We start from the raw sequence: 17,993 nt of genomic DNA, 5'->3' as shown, positions 1-17,993 counted from the left end.
TCCGGGCATTCGCTCCCACCTCGCCCCGTTTGCGGGGAGAGGTCGAAATTCACGCGGAACGCGCGGAATTTCGGGTGAGGGGGCTCTCCCAGAGCTCACGTGTGGAGAGTCCTCCTTATCCCGACCTTCTCCCCGCAAGCAGGGAGAAGGGAGAAGGAGGCGCAGATCCTACTTTAACTCTTGGCCGGCCCCTATGCCTGCGCCGCCCAGCTCGCATCGCGCTGCCTGACGGCAATAGCCATGTACGAACAAAAAGATAGAGCGGGATGCTCATCCGCCATCCCGCTCTCATGTTGATATTGAAGTGTAGCGCGCGGCGCGGGCCGCCTCAGTCCTGGAAGAAGCCGCGCGGCTGATAATATTGCCGCTGCTGGTAATAGCCCTGCGGCGCCTGCTGGTAGCCCTGGTTGCCATAATATTGCGGCTGCGAATAGGCCTGCGCATCGTAAAGCCTGCGGCTCGACCGCGGCGCCGGATAGATCTGCGCGGTGGAGCTGCCGTCGGCCGGATAGATGTAGCCGTCATCGGGGCGTTCCTGCGGCAGGGCACGGCGGCCCTGGTAGTACTGCGGCTGCGGCGTCAGCACGACCGGCTCGCCCGAGTCGGAATATTGCTGCTGATATTGCTGGGGCTCGGTGCGGGCGATCGCGGTGTTGTGGCGCGGGTTACGCGCCAGGGCGATCTGCGAGGAGCCGGTCAGCGTGACCGTGGTGTTGAGCACGCCTTGCTCCTTCACCAGCTCATACAAGGTCGCGGCATTGGCCTTCGAGAGCCGGACGCAGCCGTGGGATGCGGGCGTCCCGAGCTTGCTTTCGGAATCGGTGCCGTGGATCGCATGGCCGATCTTGGTGAAGAAGATCGAGTGCGGCATCGGCGCGTCGTCGAACTCCTTGGAGAAATGGTCCTCCTCCATGCGGAAGGTGCGGAAGCTGCCGCTCGGCGTCTCGTAGGAGGGAATGCCGGTCGAGACCGGCCAGTGATAGCGCTCGACACCGTCGACGGCGACGGTCATCGTCTGGTTGTTCTTGTCGACGGTGATGTCGACACGGGCCTGCGCAGCGGTGCAGGTCAGCAGGGTCAAACCGGCGAAAGCAGCGAAGAACGTACGCATCTTACCTCTGGCCTCCTGGCCTAATTCCACAACGCCGCAGTCTCTCCGTCCCCGGCATGCAATATGCCTGGAATCCGTGGTTTGTTCCAGCGGCCTGGGCCTGCATCGTTAATGGAGTGCGCGGCTTTAGCAATGTGCTTGGGCAAATTGCGGTGCTGACATTTTCGCGAGCCGCCGCCATTCTCGATCTCCAATTGGTCACAGAGGCGCAACCATTTGGCCGCATCGGCGTTTCAGATTCCCGCCTGTCGGCAGACCGTTGCTGCCGAATCGCTAGGAAATCCAGATGAACAAGACCATGGTTAAGAGCACGGGCCTGCGTTTGGGTCTGCGGCTGCCATTGATATTCGCAACCGCCGGGCTGGCGCTGGCGCTATTCGCAGCCAGCCATCCCGGCCACGCCCAGGGCATCGTCCGCGGCGCGCAGCAGGGGGCCTCGGAAGGCAACCGGATCGCCGGCCCGGTGGGCGGCGTGGTTGGAGGTGCGGTCGGCGCCGGCGTCGGCGGCGCCGTTGGCGCGGTCGAGGGGGTGTTCGGGATTCCCCATTATCATCATTGGCATCACCACTGCCGGGGCTTCTACGACGGCTATGGCCGCTATCACTGCTACAGGTGATTTTTTTACCCGCCCGCTGCGGGCAGCTTTAGGCACCGTCATTTCCGGGGGCGCTCGCAGTTTCAGGCACCGTCATTCCGGGGCGTGCGAAGCACAGACCCGGAATCTCCAGCTACAATCTCTCGATTCCGGGCTCGCTCGCGTTGCGAGCGCCCCGGAATGACAGCGGGTTCAATTCCTCAGGCGATAGCCGGTCTTGAAAATTGCCCACACCAGGATCATGCAGGTCACCAGGAAGCCCAGCGTCATGCCGACGCTCACGGCCACATCGACGTCCGCGATCTCGTAAAAGCTCCAGCGAAAGCCCGAGATCAGATAGACCACCGGATTAAATAGCGCGATCGTGCGCCAGGTCGGCGGCAGCATGTTGACCGAATAGAAACTGCCGCCAAGGAAGGTCAGCGGCGTCACCACCAGCATCGGGATCATCTGCAGCTTCTCGAAGCCGTCGGCCCAGATGCCGATGATGAAGCCGAACAGGCTGAAGGTCACTGCCGTCAGCACCAGAAATGCCAGCATCCAGACCGGATGATGGATCTGCAGCGGCACGAACAGGCCGGCGGTGGCGAGAATGATCAGCCCTAAGATGATCGACTTGGTCGCGGCCGCCCCGACATAGCCGAGCACGATCTCGAAATAGGAGATCGGCGCGGAGAGGATTTCGTAGATGGTGCCGACGAATTTCGGGAAATAGATGCCGAAAGAGGCATTGGCGATGCTCTGCGTCAGCACGGAAAGCATGATCAGCCCGGGCACAATGAAGGTGCCGTAGCTCACGCCCTCGACATGGCTGATACGCGAGCCGATCGCGGCTCCGAACACCACGAAATAGAGCGAGGTGGAGACCACCGGCGAGACGATGCTTTGCAGCAGCGTGCGCCAGGTGCGTGCCATTTCGAACAGGTAGATTGCTCGGATCGCTTGATGATTCATGGCGCGTGCACCAAACTGACAAAGATGTCTTCCAGCGAAGACTGCGTGGTATCGAGATCGAAGAAGCGGATGCCGGCGTTGCGCAAGTCGCCGAGCAGGCTGGTTATGCCGGTGCGCTCGCTCTTGCTGTCGTAGTCGTAGATCAGCGCGCGTCCACCGTCGCAAAGCTCGAGGTGATAGGGCGCGAGTGCATCGGGAACGCCGTCGATGGGATGCTGCAGATGCAGCGTCAGGCGTTTCTTGCCGAGCTTCTGCATCAGCGTCGCCTTGTCCTCGACCAGGACGATCTCACCCTTGTTGATGACGCCGACGCGATCGGCCATCTCCTCCGCTTCCTCGATGTAATGCGTGGTCAGGATGATGGTGACGCCGGACGCCCGGAGCTCGCGCACCACGTCCCACATGCCCTTGCGCAGCTCGACGTCGACGCCCGCGGTCGGCTCGTCCAGGAACAACACCTGCGGCTCATGCGACAGGGCTTTGGCGATCATCACGCGCCGCTTCATGCCGCCGGACAGCGTGCGGATCTGAGAATCCTTCTTGTCCCACAGCGACAGGTCCTTGAGGATTTTTTCGATCAGCGCGGGGGCCTTCGGCTTGCCGAATAGGCCGCGGGAAAAGCTGGTGGTGGCCCACACCGTCTCGAACGCGTCGGTGTGCAGTTCCTGCGGCACCAGCCCGATCAGCGAGCGTGCGGTCCGGTAGTCCTTGTTGATGTCCTGGCCGCCGACGATGACGCGGCCCTCCGACAGGTTGGTGATGCCGCAGATGATGCTGATCAGCGTGGTCTTGCCGGCGCCGTTCGGCCCGAGCAGCGCGAAGATCTCCCCGCGCTGAATGTCGAGATTGATGTTCTTCAGCGCCTTGAAGCCGGAGCCATAGGTCTTCGACAGGTTTGCGACGGAAATGATTGATGACATAGGACTTGGTGGCTGGGGCCGGAAAGCGGGGACGCGGCACATCGGACCGCTTTGCGGCAGGAGAAAGGCAGGGCTTCTCAGATAGGAACGCTATGGGCGTTCTGCAATCGGGCTTGGAGCTGGAATATTTAATCTGCGGCGTGGGCGGTCGCGCACAGTTCGATCAGGGCAGCCATATTGTCCTTGATCTGGTCGGTCGGCGCCGCGGACTCTGGTTCACCTCTCCCGATGGGAAAGGTGACGGAGTTTGCGGCCGCATCATACGCTTCGGCGACCCACTACCTCTTCTTCGCCGGCTTTTTCGCGGGCGGGGGCGCTGCCGCGGCCGCTTGGCCCGGTTGCTCGCTCTGCTCAGGTAGTTTGGCCACTGTCAAAATTTGGATCTGCAGATTGGCCGGCGATGTCGGATGCGCCTGGTCGATGAACTGCTCCTCGCCGACCCCCAGTGTCTGCAGCCGCTTTGCGGAAATCTTGAAGGTGTTGACGAGCACGTCGCGGATCGCGTCCGCGCGGCGCTGGCTCAAGACCACATTGGCCTCGCGCCTGCCGGTCGAATCACTATGGCCGACGATCAGAAAGCTGTAGGGCAGCAGGCTGGCGTTGACCAGCGCGTCGGCGAGGCGGCCGACCGTCTGATATGAATCGGGCCGGACCACCGGCGTATCGGTATCGAAATGGATGTCGAGTGTGACGGTCGGCAGATTGAGCAGCTCGGGCACGATCGGCGGCCGTTTCGACGGCTCCGGCTCGTTGCGCGACCGCGATCTGGACTTCTCGAGGACGCGCTGGCGCAAGCTCGTGATATCGAGCTCCGGCGCCGCATCAAAGCGGCTGAGCTGGCTGATGATCGCGTCCTTCTCCGGCACGCTCTGAGCGCGCGACGGTGAGGCAGCCGCGGCGAGCGCGGCAACGAGAGCGAGCTGCAGGCCGATGCCGCGCGGGCGCTTTGCTCGCATCACCGATACCCCGCATCATCCATGGCCTGGATGCAGTTGCGGCTAACGCCATGCGCCGCAATCAGGCAGGGAATCGATTTGCTGGTTTCCTTGGTCGAGCCGTTGCACAGCTTGACGATTTCCCGCGTGCAGGCATTGGCGACGGTAACGCGAGCTGCAATCCGCTTCTGGATCGCGTTGAAGGCGCGCAGATAATCGGTCCGGCACTGCGCCGACAGCACGTCGGTGTTGCGCGACAGGCACTCCCTCATGCGGTTGGCATCGAGGCTCACGCCGCGGCAATTGGCATCGATCTCGGCGCCGCAGCTCCTGGCGAGCAGTGCGGCCGAATCGGCAAAGCTCATCGTCTCCGCCGACGCCACCGGCGCCGTCGCAAGAAGAGCAACAAACAGGAAAATGCCTCCCCTGACCATGCGGTCATGTCATACGACGCGTGCCGCAGGGGTCAAGAGCTACGAAGGGGCAGAATTGTGGGCGGATAAGCATGACGTTTCACGCCCGCTCGACGAATGTATCGACCACCTTCTTCTCGCCGGCCTTGTCGAAGGCGATGGTGAGCTTGTTGCCGTCGACCTTCACGACATGGCCGTAGCCGAATTTCTGGTGGAAGACGCGGTCGTCGAGCGCAAATTCCGAGACCGTGCCGGTGGATTTTGCCACCAGTTCGCCCTCGATCGTCAGGGGTGCGCGCTTGTTGCGGCCGAAGCCACCGGAAAAACCGCCGCGCGCGCCCGAGAAAGGCGACTGCTCCTCGTCAAACCCGCCGCGGCTCCCTCCGCCTTGGCCGCCGCGCCGGGCCTGCGCGCGCTGCCAGCCCGGCGTCGAATAGCTGGAGCCGAAACTTTCCACATTATCGAAGCGCGACGGACCGTAGCCGCCGGCGCCGCCCCACCCCGAGCCGCCCTTGGATTCCGTGATCTCGACGCTTGCCGCCGGCAATTCGTCCAGGAAGCGTGAGGGAATGGTGGTGCTCCAAGTGCCATGGATGCGACGGTTGGTTGCAAAATAAAGCTTCGCGCGCCGCCGCGCCCGGGTCAGCCCGACATGAGCGAGGCGACGCTCTTCCTCGAGCCCCGCGCGGCCCTGTTCGTCCAGCGTGCGCTGGCTCGGAAACAGGCCTTCCTCCCAGCCGGGCAGGAAGACGTTGTCGAACTCCAGCCCCTTGGCCGAATGCAGCGTCATCAGCGAGACCGCGTCGTCCTCGCCGCCGTCCTCGCGGTCCATGACCAGCGCGATGTGTTCGAGAAACCCTTGCAGGTTCTCGAACTCTTCCATCGAGCGTACCAGCTCCTTGAGGTTCTCGAGCCGGCCTGCGGCATCGGCCGAGCGATCCTTCTGCCACATGTCGGTGTAGCCGCTTTCGTCCAGCACGATCTCGGCGAGCTCGGTATGCGCGGTGACCTCGGCTTGCGCGCGCCAGCGGTCGAACTGCTGGATCAGCTCGCGCAGGGACCCGCGCGCCTTCGGCTTCAACTCGTCGGTCTCGACCACGGCGCGCGCCGCCTCAAACAAGGGAATGCGGCGCTTGCGCGCGTGATCGTGCAGGAGCTGCACGGTGGCATCGCCTAAGCCCCGCTTGGGAACATTGACGATGCGCTCGAAGGCAAGGTCATCGGCGGGCGAATTGACCACGCGCAAATAGGCGAGCGCGTCACGGATTTCCGCCCGCTCATAGAAGCGCGGGCCGCCGATCACGCGATAGGGCAGGCCGAGCGTGACGAAACGGTCTTCGAACTCGCGCATCTGATAGGAGGCGCGCACCAGGATCGCGATCTCGTTGAGCCTCTCGCCCTTGCGCTGCAGTTCCTCGATCTCCTCGCCGATCGCGCGGGCTTCCTCTTCGGAGTCCCAGGCGCCGGTGACGGTGACCTTCTCGCCTTCGACATCCTCGGTGCGCAGCGTCTTGCCGAGACGGCCTTCATTGTGCGCGATCAGGTAGGAGGCGGCGGCGAGGATGTGGCCGGTGGAACGATAGTTGCGCTCCAGCCGGATTACCTTCGCGCCCGGAAAATCGTGCTCGAAGCGGAGAATGTTGTCGACCTCGGCGCCGCGCCAGCCGTAGATCGACTGGTCGTCGTCGCCGACGCAGCAGATATTTTTTGGGTGGGCTGTCGACGTCGACTCCGTCATTCCGGGATGCGCTGAAAGCGCAGACCCGGAATCTCGAGATGCCTCGATGCGCAATTGCGCATCGGAGTTTGCTTCTCCGAGGCGCCCCGGAATGACGGGGGCTGCTGCTTTGGAAGAGCTTGGCGCCTGCGCGAGCAGGCGCAGCCATAGATACTGCGCGACGTTGGTGTCTTGGTATTCGTCGACCAGGATGAATTTGAAACGGTTCTGGTACTGCCTCAGCACATCAGGATGCTCGCGGAAGATCCGGATGTTCTCGAGCAGCAGGTCGCCGAAATCGGCGGCGTTGAGGATCTTCAGGCGCTCCTGGTAGCTCGCATAGAGCTTGCCGCCCTTGCCGTTGGCGAACACGGCGGCTTCGCCCGAGGGCACCTGGCCCGGCATCAACCCGCGGTTCTTCCAGCCGTCGATCAGGCCTGCCAGCATGCGCGCCGGCCAGCGCTTGTCGTCGATATCCTCGGCCTGCAGCAGTTGCTTGAGCAGCCGCACCTGGTCGTCGACGTCGAGGACGGTGAAATTGGATTTGAGCTGCGCCATCTCGGCATGGGTGCGCAGGATGCGCCCGCCGATGGAGTGAAAGGTGCCGAGCCACGGCATGCCCTCCACCGCCTGGCCCAGCATCTGGGATAGCCGCATCTTCATCTCGCGCGCGGCCTTGTTGGTGAAGGTCACCGAGAGGATTTCGCCGGGACGCGCTTTGCCCGTGCTGAGGATATGCGCGATGCGCGTGGTCAGGACGCGCGTCTTGCCGGTGCCGGCACCGGCCAGCACCAGCACAGGCCCGTCCAGCGTCTCCACAGCTTCGCGCTGCTCGGGATTGAGCCCGTCGAGATAGCGCGGCGCGAATGAAGCGCGGGCGCGCGCTGCGATGCCGCCGGCCGCGGGCGTGTGGTCGGGAGCGGGAGAAGGATTGAACTTGTTCGGCTCAGTCATGCGAATCGATCTAGCCCCACGATGGCACCGCAGGGCGGTAAAGTTGAGCCTTCTTAGCAGGATTGTCGGGCATATAGGGATTTCGGACCGGTTTTGCAGGCCTTTGTGGCAGGCCAGGAGAGCGATTTGGGCCTCCAGCGGCCGATTTGTTCCGCCGCTCACGCGGTTTTTCAACGGCAATGGAGCGGAACGAACTGTTCCCCGCCCGGATTGGTCTCCCAGTCACGGCGGGCGCCTCAGCGGCGTTCGCCATCCATTTCGGAAACAGAGGTCCTGATCATGTTAGGCTGGGTCGTCACCTTCCTGATCATCGCGCTGATAGCCGGTATTCTCGGCTTCGGCGGCATCGCCGGCGCGTCGATCGAAATCGCCAAGATCATCTTCTTCATCGCCGTCGTGTTGTTCCTGGTCTCGGCCGTGGCCCACGTCGCCCGCGGCAGAAGGATCTAGGCCGTCCTGGTCGGCATGCCGACCTTGCGGCCGAGGCCGTCGGGCCGCGGGATCGCGGCATGGGCATCCGCGACCGCTTGAATACGGGCGCGGATGTCGGGTGGAAATGGCGCGACCTTTCGCGCCTTCATGTCGATGTGGATGGTCATGTTCTCGGAGGTCGCCGAGAGCCAGCCCTCGCTGGCATGGCGCATCTCCTCAAAAGTGTGCAGCCGCTTCTCGTCGGCGGCGACCACAACAATCGCGATCTGCACGGGATCGCCCTGATGGATCTCGCGCAAATAGCGGACGTGGCATTCGGCGGTGAACGTCGAGCCGTGGCGCTCGCGCATATAGGCCGGACCGATCCCGAGCTTGAACCATAATTCATCGATGGCGCGATCGAACATCACGTTATAATAGGCCATGTTGAGATGGCCGTTGTAGTCGATCCATTGCGGCTCGACCTGCATCACCGAGGACAAAAACGGGACGGGACGGAGCAGAGGGTCTTCAACGCTAAGTGGGCCTGTCATGATACCTTTCCGTACGGGGTCCCCGAAAATCTTGACCCCGCGTCTCAGCTTTGCCACGGTCGGATCGAGCCGGGAGGATAGTTTGAATATCATCATAACCGAGAATTTGAAGCGGCCGGATCCGGCCGCGCTTGCAAGCACGCTGGAGGCGCTGGCGGCCCGCTTCGGCAACCGCCTGATCACCTCGCAGGCGGTGCGCGAGCAGCACGCCCACACCACGACATGGCTGCCGATGCAGCCGCCTGATGGCGTGGTGATGGCGCAGGAGACGGCGGATATCCAGGACGTGGTGCGGATCTGCGCCAAGCACCGCGTGCCCGTCATCGCGTTCGGCACCGGCACCTCGCTGGAGGGCCAGGTGAATGCGCCGGCCGGCGGCATCTCGATCGACCTGCGCGACATGAACAAGGTGCTCGAAATCCACGCCGAGGATCTGGACTGCGTGATCGAACCCGGCATCACGCGCAAGGCGCTGAACGAGCATCTGCGCGACCAGGGCCTGTTTTTCCCGATCGATCCCGGCGCCGACGCCTCGCTCGGCGGCATGGCCTCGACCCGTGCCTCCGGCACCAACGCGGTGCGCTACGGCACCATGCGCGACAACGTGCTGGCGTTGAAAGTGGTGCGCGCCGATGGCGAGATCATCACGACCGGCACGCGGGCGAAAAAATCCTCCGCCGGCTACGATCTGACGCATCTGTTCGTCGGCGCCGAGGGCACGCTCGGCATCATCAGCGAGATCACCTTGCGATTGCGCGGTATCCCGGAAACGATTGCGGCCGCGGCCTGCTCCTTCACGACGCTGGGCGGCGCCTGCCAGGCGGTGATCCTCGCGATCCAGACCGGCATTCCGCTTGCCCGTATCGAGCTGCTCAACACCGAGCAGGTGAAGGCCTGCAACGCCTATTCGAGATTGACGCTGCCGGAGACGCCGCTGTTGCTGCTCGAATTTCACGGCACGGCGCTCGAGGTCGGCGAGCAGTCGAAGAATTTCGGCGAGATCGCGAAAGAATGCGGCGGCGGCGATTTCACCTGGACCACCAAGCCGGAGGATCGCACCAAACTCTGGCAGGCGCGGCACGACGCCTATTGGGCCGTGAAGGCCCTGCGGCCTGGCGCCGGCATAGGCGTCGTCGCGACCGACGTCTGCGTCCCGATCTCGCGACTTGCCGATTGCGTCACCGAGACGGAAGCCGACCTGAAGCGGCTGAACCTGATCTCGCCGATCGTCGGCCATGTCGGCGACGGCAATTTCCATTGTTCGCTGATCTGTGACGTGAACGATGCAGATGAGATGGGGCGCGGCGAGGAGTTCATGCACCGCCTGGTCGAGCGCGCGCAGGCGATGGGCGGCACCTGCACCGGCGAGCATGGCATCGGCCAGGGCAAGCAGAAATATCTGAAGGCCGAACTGGGCTCGGAAGCGCTGGATGCCATGCGTGCGCTCAAACGTGCGTTCGATCCCGACAATATTTTCAATCCCGGAAAGATCGTGCCGGCAGCGTAATTCACATCGGCCGCAACGGGGACCACGGCCGTCTGTGCTTTTGGGGCAGGGGCGATGTGGTGGTTTCGCAAGGAAGAGCCGAAAGACATCTGGGACGAAGAGATCAAATGGCCGATCGGCGACATCGAGGCGGCAGAGCGCATCCGCAACATCTGCCGCTCCGCGGCCGATAGCGCTGAAGCCGTCGGCGGGCGTGCGGTGTTCGCCGACGGCGGCGGCCAAAAGGCAAAAAAGACAAAGAAGCCGCAACGTGACAGCGGGCGCGACGCCGAGCGGTACGAACGTGCCGCAAGATGTGCGATGCAGATCGCGCTGAAGGTTTGCGACGATCTCATGCGCGACGCCGCTGTCGGTCAGATCGTGGACCTCTGCCTGAAGGCCAATGATCTCAGAACGGCCCGTGTCCTGTTTCGGGCGATCCAGGCCGACTCGATCCGCGAGGACGTGCTGAAGCAACACCCCGCGTTGCGGCAATAGGCGACGGCGGCGCTGCGCGATCCGATTTCCGCCGTCTTCCCGCGCAAATGCGTCAGCTCAGACGATGGGACGACGGGAACTTTCGGTTCCTTGCGGCGTCATCTAAGTCACTCGGTGAGGCTTGGCGCGGGGAGGTGCCATGTCGAGATTCCCTGTTGGCATTGCAGTCCTCGTTCTGGCCATCCTGCTGACGGGCGAAGCGCAGGGCGGAGGCCTCAGTTTGCGCGGCGGTCCCCTCGGCATCGTGAGATCAACATTCGCCCATCTGCTGCCGCTCGGGGCGCTTCATCGCACCCGCCATTATGCGCGCCACTACGCACGCCACGGTCGGGTCCGTAACGCGGCCTTCGCGCGCAACGAGCAGGGCAAGCCAGGTCAGCCGCAGCCGCCAAATCAGCCAAAACAGGAGAACAATATCGTTGCTGCGCCGCAAGTCAGCGAAGGCCGCGAGGGGCCGCTGCTTGGCAATCCCACGGCGCGCGGGCAGATCGTCGCGGCGGCAGCGCTGGCCGGCTGGCATGGCGGCAGCGTCGCAAATGGTTGGTGGCAGCACCGCGACGGCGGCTATGGCTGGGTGGGGCCGCTGTTTTGGCCGTTCGCCTATGACGACATCTACGACTACACCCTGCTCGGCGACGGCACGGGCTTCTGGGACTACGGCTACGCCGACATCTACGCCGGTATTTTCGCGCCTTATGCGCAAGGTGATCTTGCGAGCTATATGGGACAGGAGCCGTCCACGCGGCGACGCGCCAGGGTGCCTTCGCTGCAAGAGTTTTGCGGCGACGACAAGGGCGATACCACGTCTTCCGCAATCGATCAGATCCGGCAGGCGGTCCAGCCGAGCGATGCACAGCGCGCCGCCTTGGACGACCTCGCCAATGCATCAACGCAAGGTGTCCAGCTCATTCGCGCATCCTGTCCGACGCAAGCGCCGGCAGGGGCCCCGGCACGCTTGGCCGCCATGCAGGAGCGGATCGAGGCCATCATCAAGGCGGAGTTGAACCTGCAGTCGTCGCTGGGAAAATTCTATGACCTCCTGGATGACGAGCAGAAGGAGCGGTTCAATGCGCTTTCGGAAAATCGGCGCAAGACGACCGATCCGAGCCAGGCGTCCGCCAAGCGCTGCGACACAGCGCAAGCCGCCGCCCCGCGATGGCCTGCGGACGAGATCGAGCAGGGACTGCATCCGAACGACGCCCAGCGGGCCGCGCTTGGCGTTCTGCAGCGTGCCAGCGCCAGGGCCGCCGACATGCTGAAGGATGCTTGCGAAGAGGAGGATGCGATCACGCCAACCGCGCGGCTCGCAGCAGTGGATCGGCGGCTCGTCGCGATGCTGGAAGCCATCAAGCTGGTGCGCCAGGCGTTGGATGATCTTTATGGCACGCTGAGCGACGAGCAGAAGGCCCAGTTCGAGGCGATCGGGCCCAAACGAACGGCGTGACGGCTCCGCTGGCGGAGGCAGAAGTTTTCAGTGTCCGCAGGCGCGACGCGGCGATGCGGTCGGGGGTAGAGCGAGGAGCCATGTCGAAATCCCGCATTGCAGTTATCGTTCTGCTGCTCGCGACCGCATTGTCTGGTGCGGCGCTCGGCAGAGGCGGCGGCGGTGGCGGGCATGGTGGTGGCGGCCATGGTGGTGGCGGCGGCCACGGCGGAGGCGGCCATGGTGGCGGCCACTTCGGCGGCGGTCATTTCGGGGGAGGACATTTTGGTGGCGGCCACGCGGGCGGCGGCCATTTCGCTGGTGCGCATTTTGGCGGCGGACATTTTGGCGGACACCATGGCGGCGCGCATTTTGCCGGGCGCGCATTTTCCCATGGCGGCCGTTCCTTTGCCGGCCACGGTGGGACGCATTTCGGTCAGATTCGCAACGCGCCGGTTCGCGCCGCAAGCATTCACGGCGCGATGGCTTCGCTGTCGCATGCCGGTGGGCTGCGCAACGGCCGCTTGCTCAGCAATCCGGCCGCGCGCGGGCAGATCGCGGCGGCCGCGGCGCTCGCCGGCTGGCACGGCGGCAATTTTGGTAATGGCTGGTGGCAGCACGGTAACAGTTTCTATGGCTGGATCGGACCACTGTTCTGGCCCTTCGCTTATTACGACATCTACGACTACACGATCTGGGGCGATGGCCTCGGCTTCTGGGATTACGGCTATCCGGACATCTATGCCGGGATCTTTGCTCCTTACGGCTATGATGATCTTTCAGGTTACATCCGGCCGCCGGCGCATGGCCGACGTCATGGCAGGCTGCCCTCCGTCGCGCAGCTCTGTGGCGATGACAGTCGCGAGATCGCGGATCTGCCGATCGATCAGATACAGGAGGCGGTTCAGCCGAACGATGCGCAGCGAGCCGCACTTGATGAACTCGCCAATGCTTCGATCGAGGCCGCCCAGACCATCCGCGCGTCGTGCCCGACGCAGGTGGTGCTGACCGCACCGAACCGGCTCGCGGTCATGCAGCAGCGCATCGAGGCGATGATTGCCGCCGTCGGCATCGTCCGCCCGCCGCTCGAGAAGTTTTACGGTCTGCTGAGCGACGAACAGAAAGAGCGCTTCAATGCGCTCGCCGAAGGCCAGCGCAAGGCCCACCCGTCCCAGGCCTCGCTCGCGCAGAACTGCGGTAGTGCGCGGCCCGCAGCATTCCAATGGCCGAGCAGCGAGATCGAGGCCAGGGTGCACCCGAACGACATGCAGCGCCCTGCGCTGCAAGTGCTCGCGGACGCCAGCTCACAGGCTGCCGACATGTTGAAGGCGGCCTGCCGGCCGGACGACGCGGTGACGCCGCCGGCGCGGCTTGCGGCTGCGGCAAAACGGCTCGACACCATGCTGCAGGCGGTGAAACTGGTGCGTCCGGCGCTCGATAATTTTTACGCCACGCTGAGCGACGAACAGAAGGCGCAGTTCGAGGCGATCGGGCCGCGGCGGACGACGTGAGTGCTGCAACTTGACCGGCAGGATGCGCGTGCGCCGGCCCGTCGCTCTTCGAGGCTCGCTGGCGCGAGCACCTCGGGGTGACGGTGATAGATGGGGATTCGTGTTGATCCGATCGATCGCGCTCTACGACGATGGACCGTTAACCGCTGGCGAGGCCAATGCCTTCACGGCTTCATCCACGCTGCGGAAGATGTGATCCCGCGGCAGGACGTCGTAGAGTCCAAAACGTTCGAACGCGTCCTGCGCGCGCAAGGATTCGAGCCTTGCGATCGCGACCGTGATGCCGAGCTTGCGGCATTCCGTGAACAGATCGCGCAGCAGCTGCGCGGCGGTGAAGTCGATTTCCGGCGTGCTCGCGGCTTCCAGCACCAGCAAATGCGGCTTGGTCGCATGCAACATGTGAAACAGATCGGTGTGAAAGGTCGAGGCGTTGAGGAAGGACAGGGGTGCCTGCAGTCCGACCACCAGCACGCCCGGGATTTGCTCGCCGCTGATATGCGGGCTGGTCGGCCACCAGATCGTGGTCCCCGGCACGCGCTCGAACACCACGAGCCGCGCCCGCGTGCTGCTCCAGATGCCGTGCAGCAGCGACAGCCCGATGCCGATCGCAACACCCTGTTCGATCGGCAGCACGATGATGGCGGCTGCCGTGGCGATGACGAGAAAGAATTCCGGCAGCGACTCGCGAAAGATCAGGACGATCTGGCGGAAGCGAATGATGCGCAGGCCCACAAACAGCAGCACGCCGCCGAGCGCCGCATTCGGCACATGTTTGAGCAGTGTGCCGCCGAACACCGACAGCGCAAGCACGATCGCCGCCGCGATAAGCCCCGAGAGTTGCGTCTTGCCGCCGGTCTCGGCGACTATACCGGTGCGCGGCGGGCTGGAATTGACAGGGAATGCGCCGAACAGGCCCGCGAGCACGCTGCCGGCGCCAAGCCCGAGAAAGTCGCGGTCGACATCGGCCGGTTTGCCCGGTTCGGATGGAAAGGCGCGGGTGACGGCGGAGGTCTGCACCATCACCACGATCGCGATCAGGAGGCTCAAGGGGACGAGCTTCGCCCATTGCTCGGGATCGATGTCCGGCAATGACGGCGTCGGCCAGGTCGCCGGCACGCTGCCGACCACGTTGACGCCTTTGCTTTCCAGGCTCCCCGCAATCACCGCAATGGTTGCCGCGATCAGGCCGATCAATGCGCCTGGAATCTTCGCGCTCAGCGCCTCTGAAGCCGTCACGATGGCGAACACGCCCAATCCGATGCCGAGCGTGTAAGCGTTGGCCTGTCGCGCCTGGAGCGCCAGCACGGCGATCCGCTCCAGCATCGGGCCGTCGGGCGCGGGCAAGCCGAGCACGCCGGGCATTTGTGAGACCAGGATGTGCAACGCAATGCCGGCGAGAAAGCCGACCGTCACCGGCGTCGAGAGCAGGTTGGCGATGCCGCCCAGCCGAAACAATCCGCTGAGAATCAAGAACAGCCCGACCAAAAGCGCAAGCGCCATCGCCAGCGGCAGGTATTGCGGCGAACTGGACGCGGCGAGCAGCGCAAGTCCCCCGGCGAAGATCGGCGTGATGGTGGAATCCGCGCCCGCAGACAGGAAGCGGTTGCCGCCCAACATCGCAAAGCCGAGCGAGCCGGCGACGAACGCTAAAAATCCGATCTGCGGCGCGAAGCCGCCCAGCCGCGCGGTCGCCATCTGTTCGGGGATCGCGATCGCCGCAAGCGTGAGGCCTGCGATCAGGTCGCCCGGCAGATCATTCGGGCGGTAGGCCCGTAAGCTGCGAAACACCGGCCAGGATGTCTCGGAAGTGTGCTCAGCGTTCGAATTTGCCAATCCCCGACTCCCTTCAAGATGTCGAGGAACAAAACCGATCGCTGCGCGCGCCGCAAGGGCTTGCGCACGCCATCTGGCAGCCCCCCGCGGCCCATCCTTCGAGACGCCGCCTTGCGGCCGCTCGTCAGGATGAGGTGTCGCGCGCGGCACCATGTTAGACCTTCATGATGAGGAGCGCGACAGCGCGTCTCGAACCATAAGGCTCCGACAACCGCTCCTGTCAGACTACGCCGCGATCCCAGGGCGGTTCGGGCGCAAATTGCCCGGCGAGAAAATCGATGAAGGCGCGCACCTTGGCCGGCGGATGACGGTGCGGGAGATAGACGGCGTAGACTGCGAGCAATTCGCTCGGCGGCAGATCCAGCGCGAGCTGCACCAGGTGGCCCGCGCGCAAATCGTCGGCGACGATGAAGGTCGGCTGATAGATGATGCCCTGTCCGGCCACCGCGGCCGCGAGCAGCGCGTCGCCATTGTTGGCGCGCAGATTTCCGGAAACGGCAATGCTGAGCCCGGAGCGTCCCCCCATCACCCAGCGCTCCGCGCCGGCCTGCGCAAGCGTGTAGCCAAGGCAATTATGCTTTGCGAGATCCGCGGCGGTGCGCGGCGTGCCGTGGCCTGCGAGATAAGCGGGAGCCGCGCAAACCGCCATGCGGCAGGGCGCCAGCCGACGCGCCACCAGGCTTGAATCGCGCAAATTGCCGATCCGGATGGCGAGGTCCCAGCCCTCTTCTGCAAGATCGACGAGACGGTCATTCAGACCGAGCTCGATGGTGACGCGCGGATAAATCTGGGCGAACTGGGCGAGCCGTGGCGCGATCTGCCGCACGCCGAACACCAAGGGCACGTTGAGCCGCAGCTGCCCGCGGGGCTCGAGCCTGTCGGCCGCCACCTCCGCCTCGGCGGCCTCGATCTCGGCCAGGATGCGCTCGGAGGATTCGAGAAAGATGCGGCCGGCGTCGGTCATCGACAGCCGTCGCGTGGTGCGATGAAACAGCTTTGTGCCAAGGCGGGCTTCGAGCGCGGCGAGGTGCTTCGTCACCATGCTCTGGGACAGGCCCAGCGCCCGGGCGGCAGCGGAAAGCGAGCCGGTCGCGGCGACTTTTGCGAGCACCTCAAGCCCGGTCAGCCGATCCGGCATCTGGAATTTCACCCTCCTGGTGTGAGCTGAATTTCCCGGATAGCAGATTATCCGCCATGATGGAATGGATCATAAGGCCCGGAAGCCTAACCGGAGACAGTCATGGTCGATTCGAGAACCGCCCCCTATGCCGCGCTGCTGCTGCGCCTCAGCCTCGGCGTCCTGTTCCTTGCGCATGCGGGGCTGAAGATCCTGGTCTTCACGCCGGCCGGCACCGCGAAATTCTTCGGCAGCGTCGGACTGCCGCCTGAACTTGCCTATGTGATCATGACGGCCGAAGTGCTTGCCGCGATCGCCTTGATCCTCGGCATCTGGACGCGCGTGGTGGCGCTGCTGGCGACGCCGATCCTGCTCGGCGCCATCTACACGGTGCACGGCCCGGCCGGCTTCTTCTTCACCAACCCGCATGGTGGCTGGGAATATCCCGCGTTCTGGACCATCGCGCTGGTGGTACAGGCGCTGCTCGGGGACGGCGCTTACGCGCTGGGCGCGTCCTTCGCCAATCTCTTTGGTGGTACGAAGCTGTCGGGCGCGCATTCGCGCTGAGCCAGGCGCCAAACGGTCAGCGTCATGTTTCCCAGCCTGTTTCTCTCGCACGGCGCGCGCCGACCTTGCCGCTCACCGATACGCCGGCCCGGAGCTTCCTGCGCGGGCTCGGCGGCCGGCTCCCGCGGCCGAAAGCGGTTCTTGCGATCTCGGCGCATTGGGAGACCGCGCGGCCTGCGGTCAGCGCTGTGACGCGCAACGACACGATCCACGACTTCTATGGTTTCACCCGTGAGCTCTATCAGCTTCGCTATCCCGCGCCCGGCGCGCCGTCGCTTGCGAACGAGATTTCGGATCTGTTGAGCAAGGCCGGTCTTGCTTGCGGCATCGACGAGAGCCGTGGGCTCGATCACGGCGCCTGGGTACCGCTGATGCTGATGTATCCGGATGCCGACATTCCGGTGCTGCAATTGTCGGTGCAGCCGCATCTTGGGCCGGCGCATCATCTTCGCATCGGGCGTACGTTGGAAAAGTTGCGGGGCGAGGGCGTGCTGATGATCGGCAGCGGCAGCCTGACGCATGATTTGTCGGAATTTCGCGGCCAAAGCCTGGATGCGCCGACACCGGATTGGGTCGAGGGCTTTGCGGATTGGTTCAGCGACAGGCTGACGATGCGAAGGCCGGAGGATCTGCTCGATTATCGCCGGCAGGCGCCGTTTGCGACCAAGAATCATCCGAGCGAAGAGCACCTGTTGCCGATCTTCGTAACCCTGGGGGCCGCCGGCGCGAATTGGCGCGCCGAACGGCTGCACGCAAGCTCGACCTATGGCATCCTGCGCATGGACGTCTATGCATTCTTCGATGCCGCTGCAGGAACGCCAAGGTAAGCTGCCGCGTGCTTGGCCCCCGCTTGAAGGCGCCGCGCGGGACGGGAAGGTACTCTTGCACGGGTCAGAGCCAAGCTAGCCACTGCATCGGCCTTGCTGATGGTGCTTCAGACGTTTGGCAGTCGCATGATTTGGATTGGCAGACGACTGCCGGTGGAATTTAATAC

Annotated in this window: 18 protein-coding genes; 8 read left to right on the top strand and 10 right to left on the bottom strand. The window is 64.2% G+C overall.

Features of this window, described 5'->3' with window-relative positions; genetic code table 11:
* Positions 1-328: 328 nt before the first annotated feature.
* Positions 329-1,111 (bottom strand): L,D-transpeptidase, encoded by a 783-nt coding sequence (locus F758_RS0113270; protein WP_024508327.1) that lies wholly within the window; start codon positions 1,109-1,111, stop codon positions 329-331.
* Between the two features lie 286 nt (positions 1,112-1,397).
* Between F758_RS0113270 and F758_RS0113265 the strand changes: the two genes are divergently transcribed.
* Positions 1,398-1,727, top strand: a complete 330-nt coding sequence (locus tag F758_RS0113265) for a hypothetical protein (protein ID WP_024508326.1) — start codon at positions 1,398-1,400, stop codon at positions 1,725-1,727.
* Between the two features lie 171 nt (positions 1,728-1,898).
* On the opposite strand, the gene F758_RS0113260 is transcribed toward F758_RS0113265, so the two are convergent.
* From F758_RS0113260 to F758_RS0113240, 5 genes are all read right to left on the bottom strand, one after another.
* Positions 1,899-2,660, bottom strand: a complete 762-nt coding sequence (locus F758_RS0113260) for an ABC transporter permease (RefSeq protein WP_024508325.1) — start codon at positions 2,658-2,660, stop codon at positions 1,899-1,901.
* A complete protein-coding gene (locus F758_RS0113255) occupies positions 2,657-3,580 on the bottom strand; it encodes an ABC transporter ATP-binding protein (RefSeq protein ID WP_024508324.1) in 924 nt (307 codons plus the stop codon). Before F758_RS0113255 ends, F758_RS0113260 begins: the two co-directional genes overlap by 4 nt.
* Positions 3,581-3,858: 278 nt before the next feature.
* Entirely contained in the window at positions 3,859-4,536 is a 678-nt protein-coding gene (locus tag F758_RS0113250; RefSeq protein WP_024508323.1) for an OmpA family protein, read from the bottom strand.
* Positions 4,536-4,949 (bottom strand): hypothetical protein, encoded by a 414-nt coding sequence (locus tag F758_RS0113245; protein WP_024508322.1) that lies wholly within the window; start codon positions 4,947-4,949, stop codon positions 4,536-4,538. Before F758_RS0113245 ends, F758_RS0113250 begins: the two co-directional genes overlap by 1 nt.
* 79 nt (positions 4,950-5,028) lie before the next feature.
* A complete protein-coding gene (locus tag F758_RS0113240; protein WP_024508321.1) occupies positions 5,029-7,599 on the bottom strand; it encodes an ATP-dependent helicase in 2,571 nt (856 codons plus the stop codon).
* A gap of 279 nt (positions 7,600-7,878) precedes the next feature.
* Between F758_RS0113240 and F758_RS47610 the strand changes: the two genes are divergently transcribed.
* On the top strand, positions 7,879-8,049 hold the full coding sequence (locus tag F758_RS47610) for a DUF1328 domain-containing protein (RefSeq protein WP_024508320.1): 171 nt from the start codon (positions 7,879-7,881) through the stop codon (positions 8,047-8,049).
* Here the strand turns inward: F758_RS47610 and F758_RS0113230 are convergent.
* Positions 8,046-8,564 carry a thioesterase family protein gene (locus F758_RS0113230; protein WP_024508319.1) on the bottom strand — a complete coding sequence of 173 codons (519 nt, stop codon included), beginning with the start codon at positions 8,562-8,564 and terminating at the stop codon, positions 8,046-8,048. The two genes, F758_RS47610 and F758_RS0113230, sit on opposite strands and share 4 nt — an antisense overlap.
* Positions 8,565-8,670: 106 nt before the next feature.
* On the opposite strand from F758_RS0113230, the gene F758_RS0113225 reads away from it, so the two are divergent.
* Positions 8,671-10,071: an FAD-binding oxidoreductase gene (locus F758_RS0113225; RefSeq protein ID WP_502689146.1), complete on the top strand. Its 1,401-nt coding sequence runs from the start codon at positions 8,671-8,673 to the stop codon at positions 10,069-10,071.
* 54 nt (positions 10,072-10,125) lie between these two features.
* On the top strand, positions 10,126-10,548 hold the full coding sequence (locus tag F758_RS0113220) for a hypothetical protein (RefSeq protein ID WP_024508317.1): 423 nt from the start codon (positions 10,126-10,128) through the stop codon (positions 10,546-10,548).
* A gap of 52 nt (positions 10,549-10,600) precedes the next feature.
* On the opposite strand, the gene F758_RS53240 is transcribed toward F758_RS0113220, so the two are convergent.
* Positions 10,601-10,753, bottom strand: a complete 153-nt coding sequence (locus F758_RS53240) for a microviridin/marinostatin family tricyclic proteinase inhibitor (protein WP_502689145.1) — start codon at positions 10,751-10,753, stop codon at positions 10,601-10,603.
* Between F758_RS53240 and F758_RS0113215 the strand changes: the two genes are divergently transcribed.
* Positions 10,688-11,992, top strand: a complete 1,305-nt coding sequence (locus F758_RS0113215; protein ID WP_024508316.1) for a Spy/CpxP family protein refolding chaperone — start codon at positions 10,688-10,690, stop codon at positions 11,990-11,992. The genes F758_RS53240 and F758_RS0113215 overlap by 66 nt on opposite strands.
* Before the next feature lie 80 nt (positions 11,993-12,072).
* On the top strand, positions 12,073-13,482 hold the full coding sequence (locus F758_RS0113210; protein WP_024508315.1) for a Spy/CpxP family protein refolding chaperone: 1,410 nt from the start codon (positions 12,073-12,075) through the stop codon (positions 13,480-13,482).
* 123 nt (positions 13,483-13,605) lie between these two features.
* Here F758_RS0113210 and F758_RS0113205 read toward each other — a convergent pair whose 3' ends face one another.
* Positions 13,606-15,315, bottom strand: coding sequence for a SulP family inorganic anion transporter (locus F758_RS0113205; RefSeq protein WP_024508314.1), 1,710 nt, complete (start codon positions 15,313-15,315; stop codon positions 13,606-13,608).
* A gap of 220 nt (positions 15,316-15,535) precedes the next feature.
* Positions 15,536-16,453 carry a LysR family transcriptional regulator gene (locus tag F758_RS0113200; RefSeq protein WP_024508313.1) on the bottom strand — a complete coding sequence of 306 codons (918 nt, stop codon included), beginning with the start codon at positions 16,451-16,453 and terminating at the stop codon, positions 15,536-15,538.
* Between the two features lie 102 nt (positions 16,454-16,555).
* Here F758_RS0113200 and F758_RS0113195 point away from each other — a divergent pair, with 102 nt between their 5' ends.
* Together F758_RS0113195 and F758_RS0113190 are read left to right on the top strand one after the other, a co-directional pair.
* Positions 16,556-16,999 (top strand): DoxX family protein, encoded by a 444-nt coding sequence (locus tag F758_RS0113195; RefSeq protein ID WP_024508312.1) that lies wholly within the window; start codon positions 16,556-16,558, stop codon positions 16,997-16,999.
* Positions 17,000-17,064: 65 nt separating this feature from the next.
* Positions 17,065-17,826, top strand: a complete 762-nt coding sequence (locus tag F758_RS0113190; RefSeq protein ID WP_024508311.1) for a DODA-type extradiol aromatic ring-opening family dioxygenase — start codon at positions 17,065-17,067, stop codon at positions 17,824-17,826.
* Positions 17,827-17,993: the final 167 nt, after the last annotated feature.

Source organism: Bradyrhizobium sp. ARR65 (assembly GCF_000472385.1).
Taxonomy (GTDB): domain Bacteria; phylum Pseudomonadota; class Alphaproteobacteria; order Rhizobiales; family Xanthobacteraceae; genus Bradyrhizobium.
Note: the sequence above shows the minus strand (reverse complement) of the source record. Positions and strands in the feature narration are given on the sequence as shown.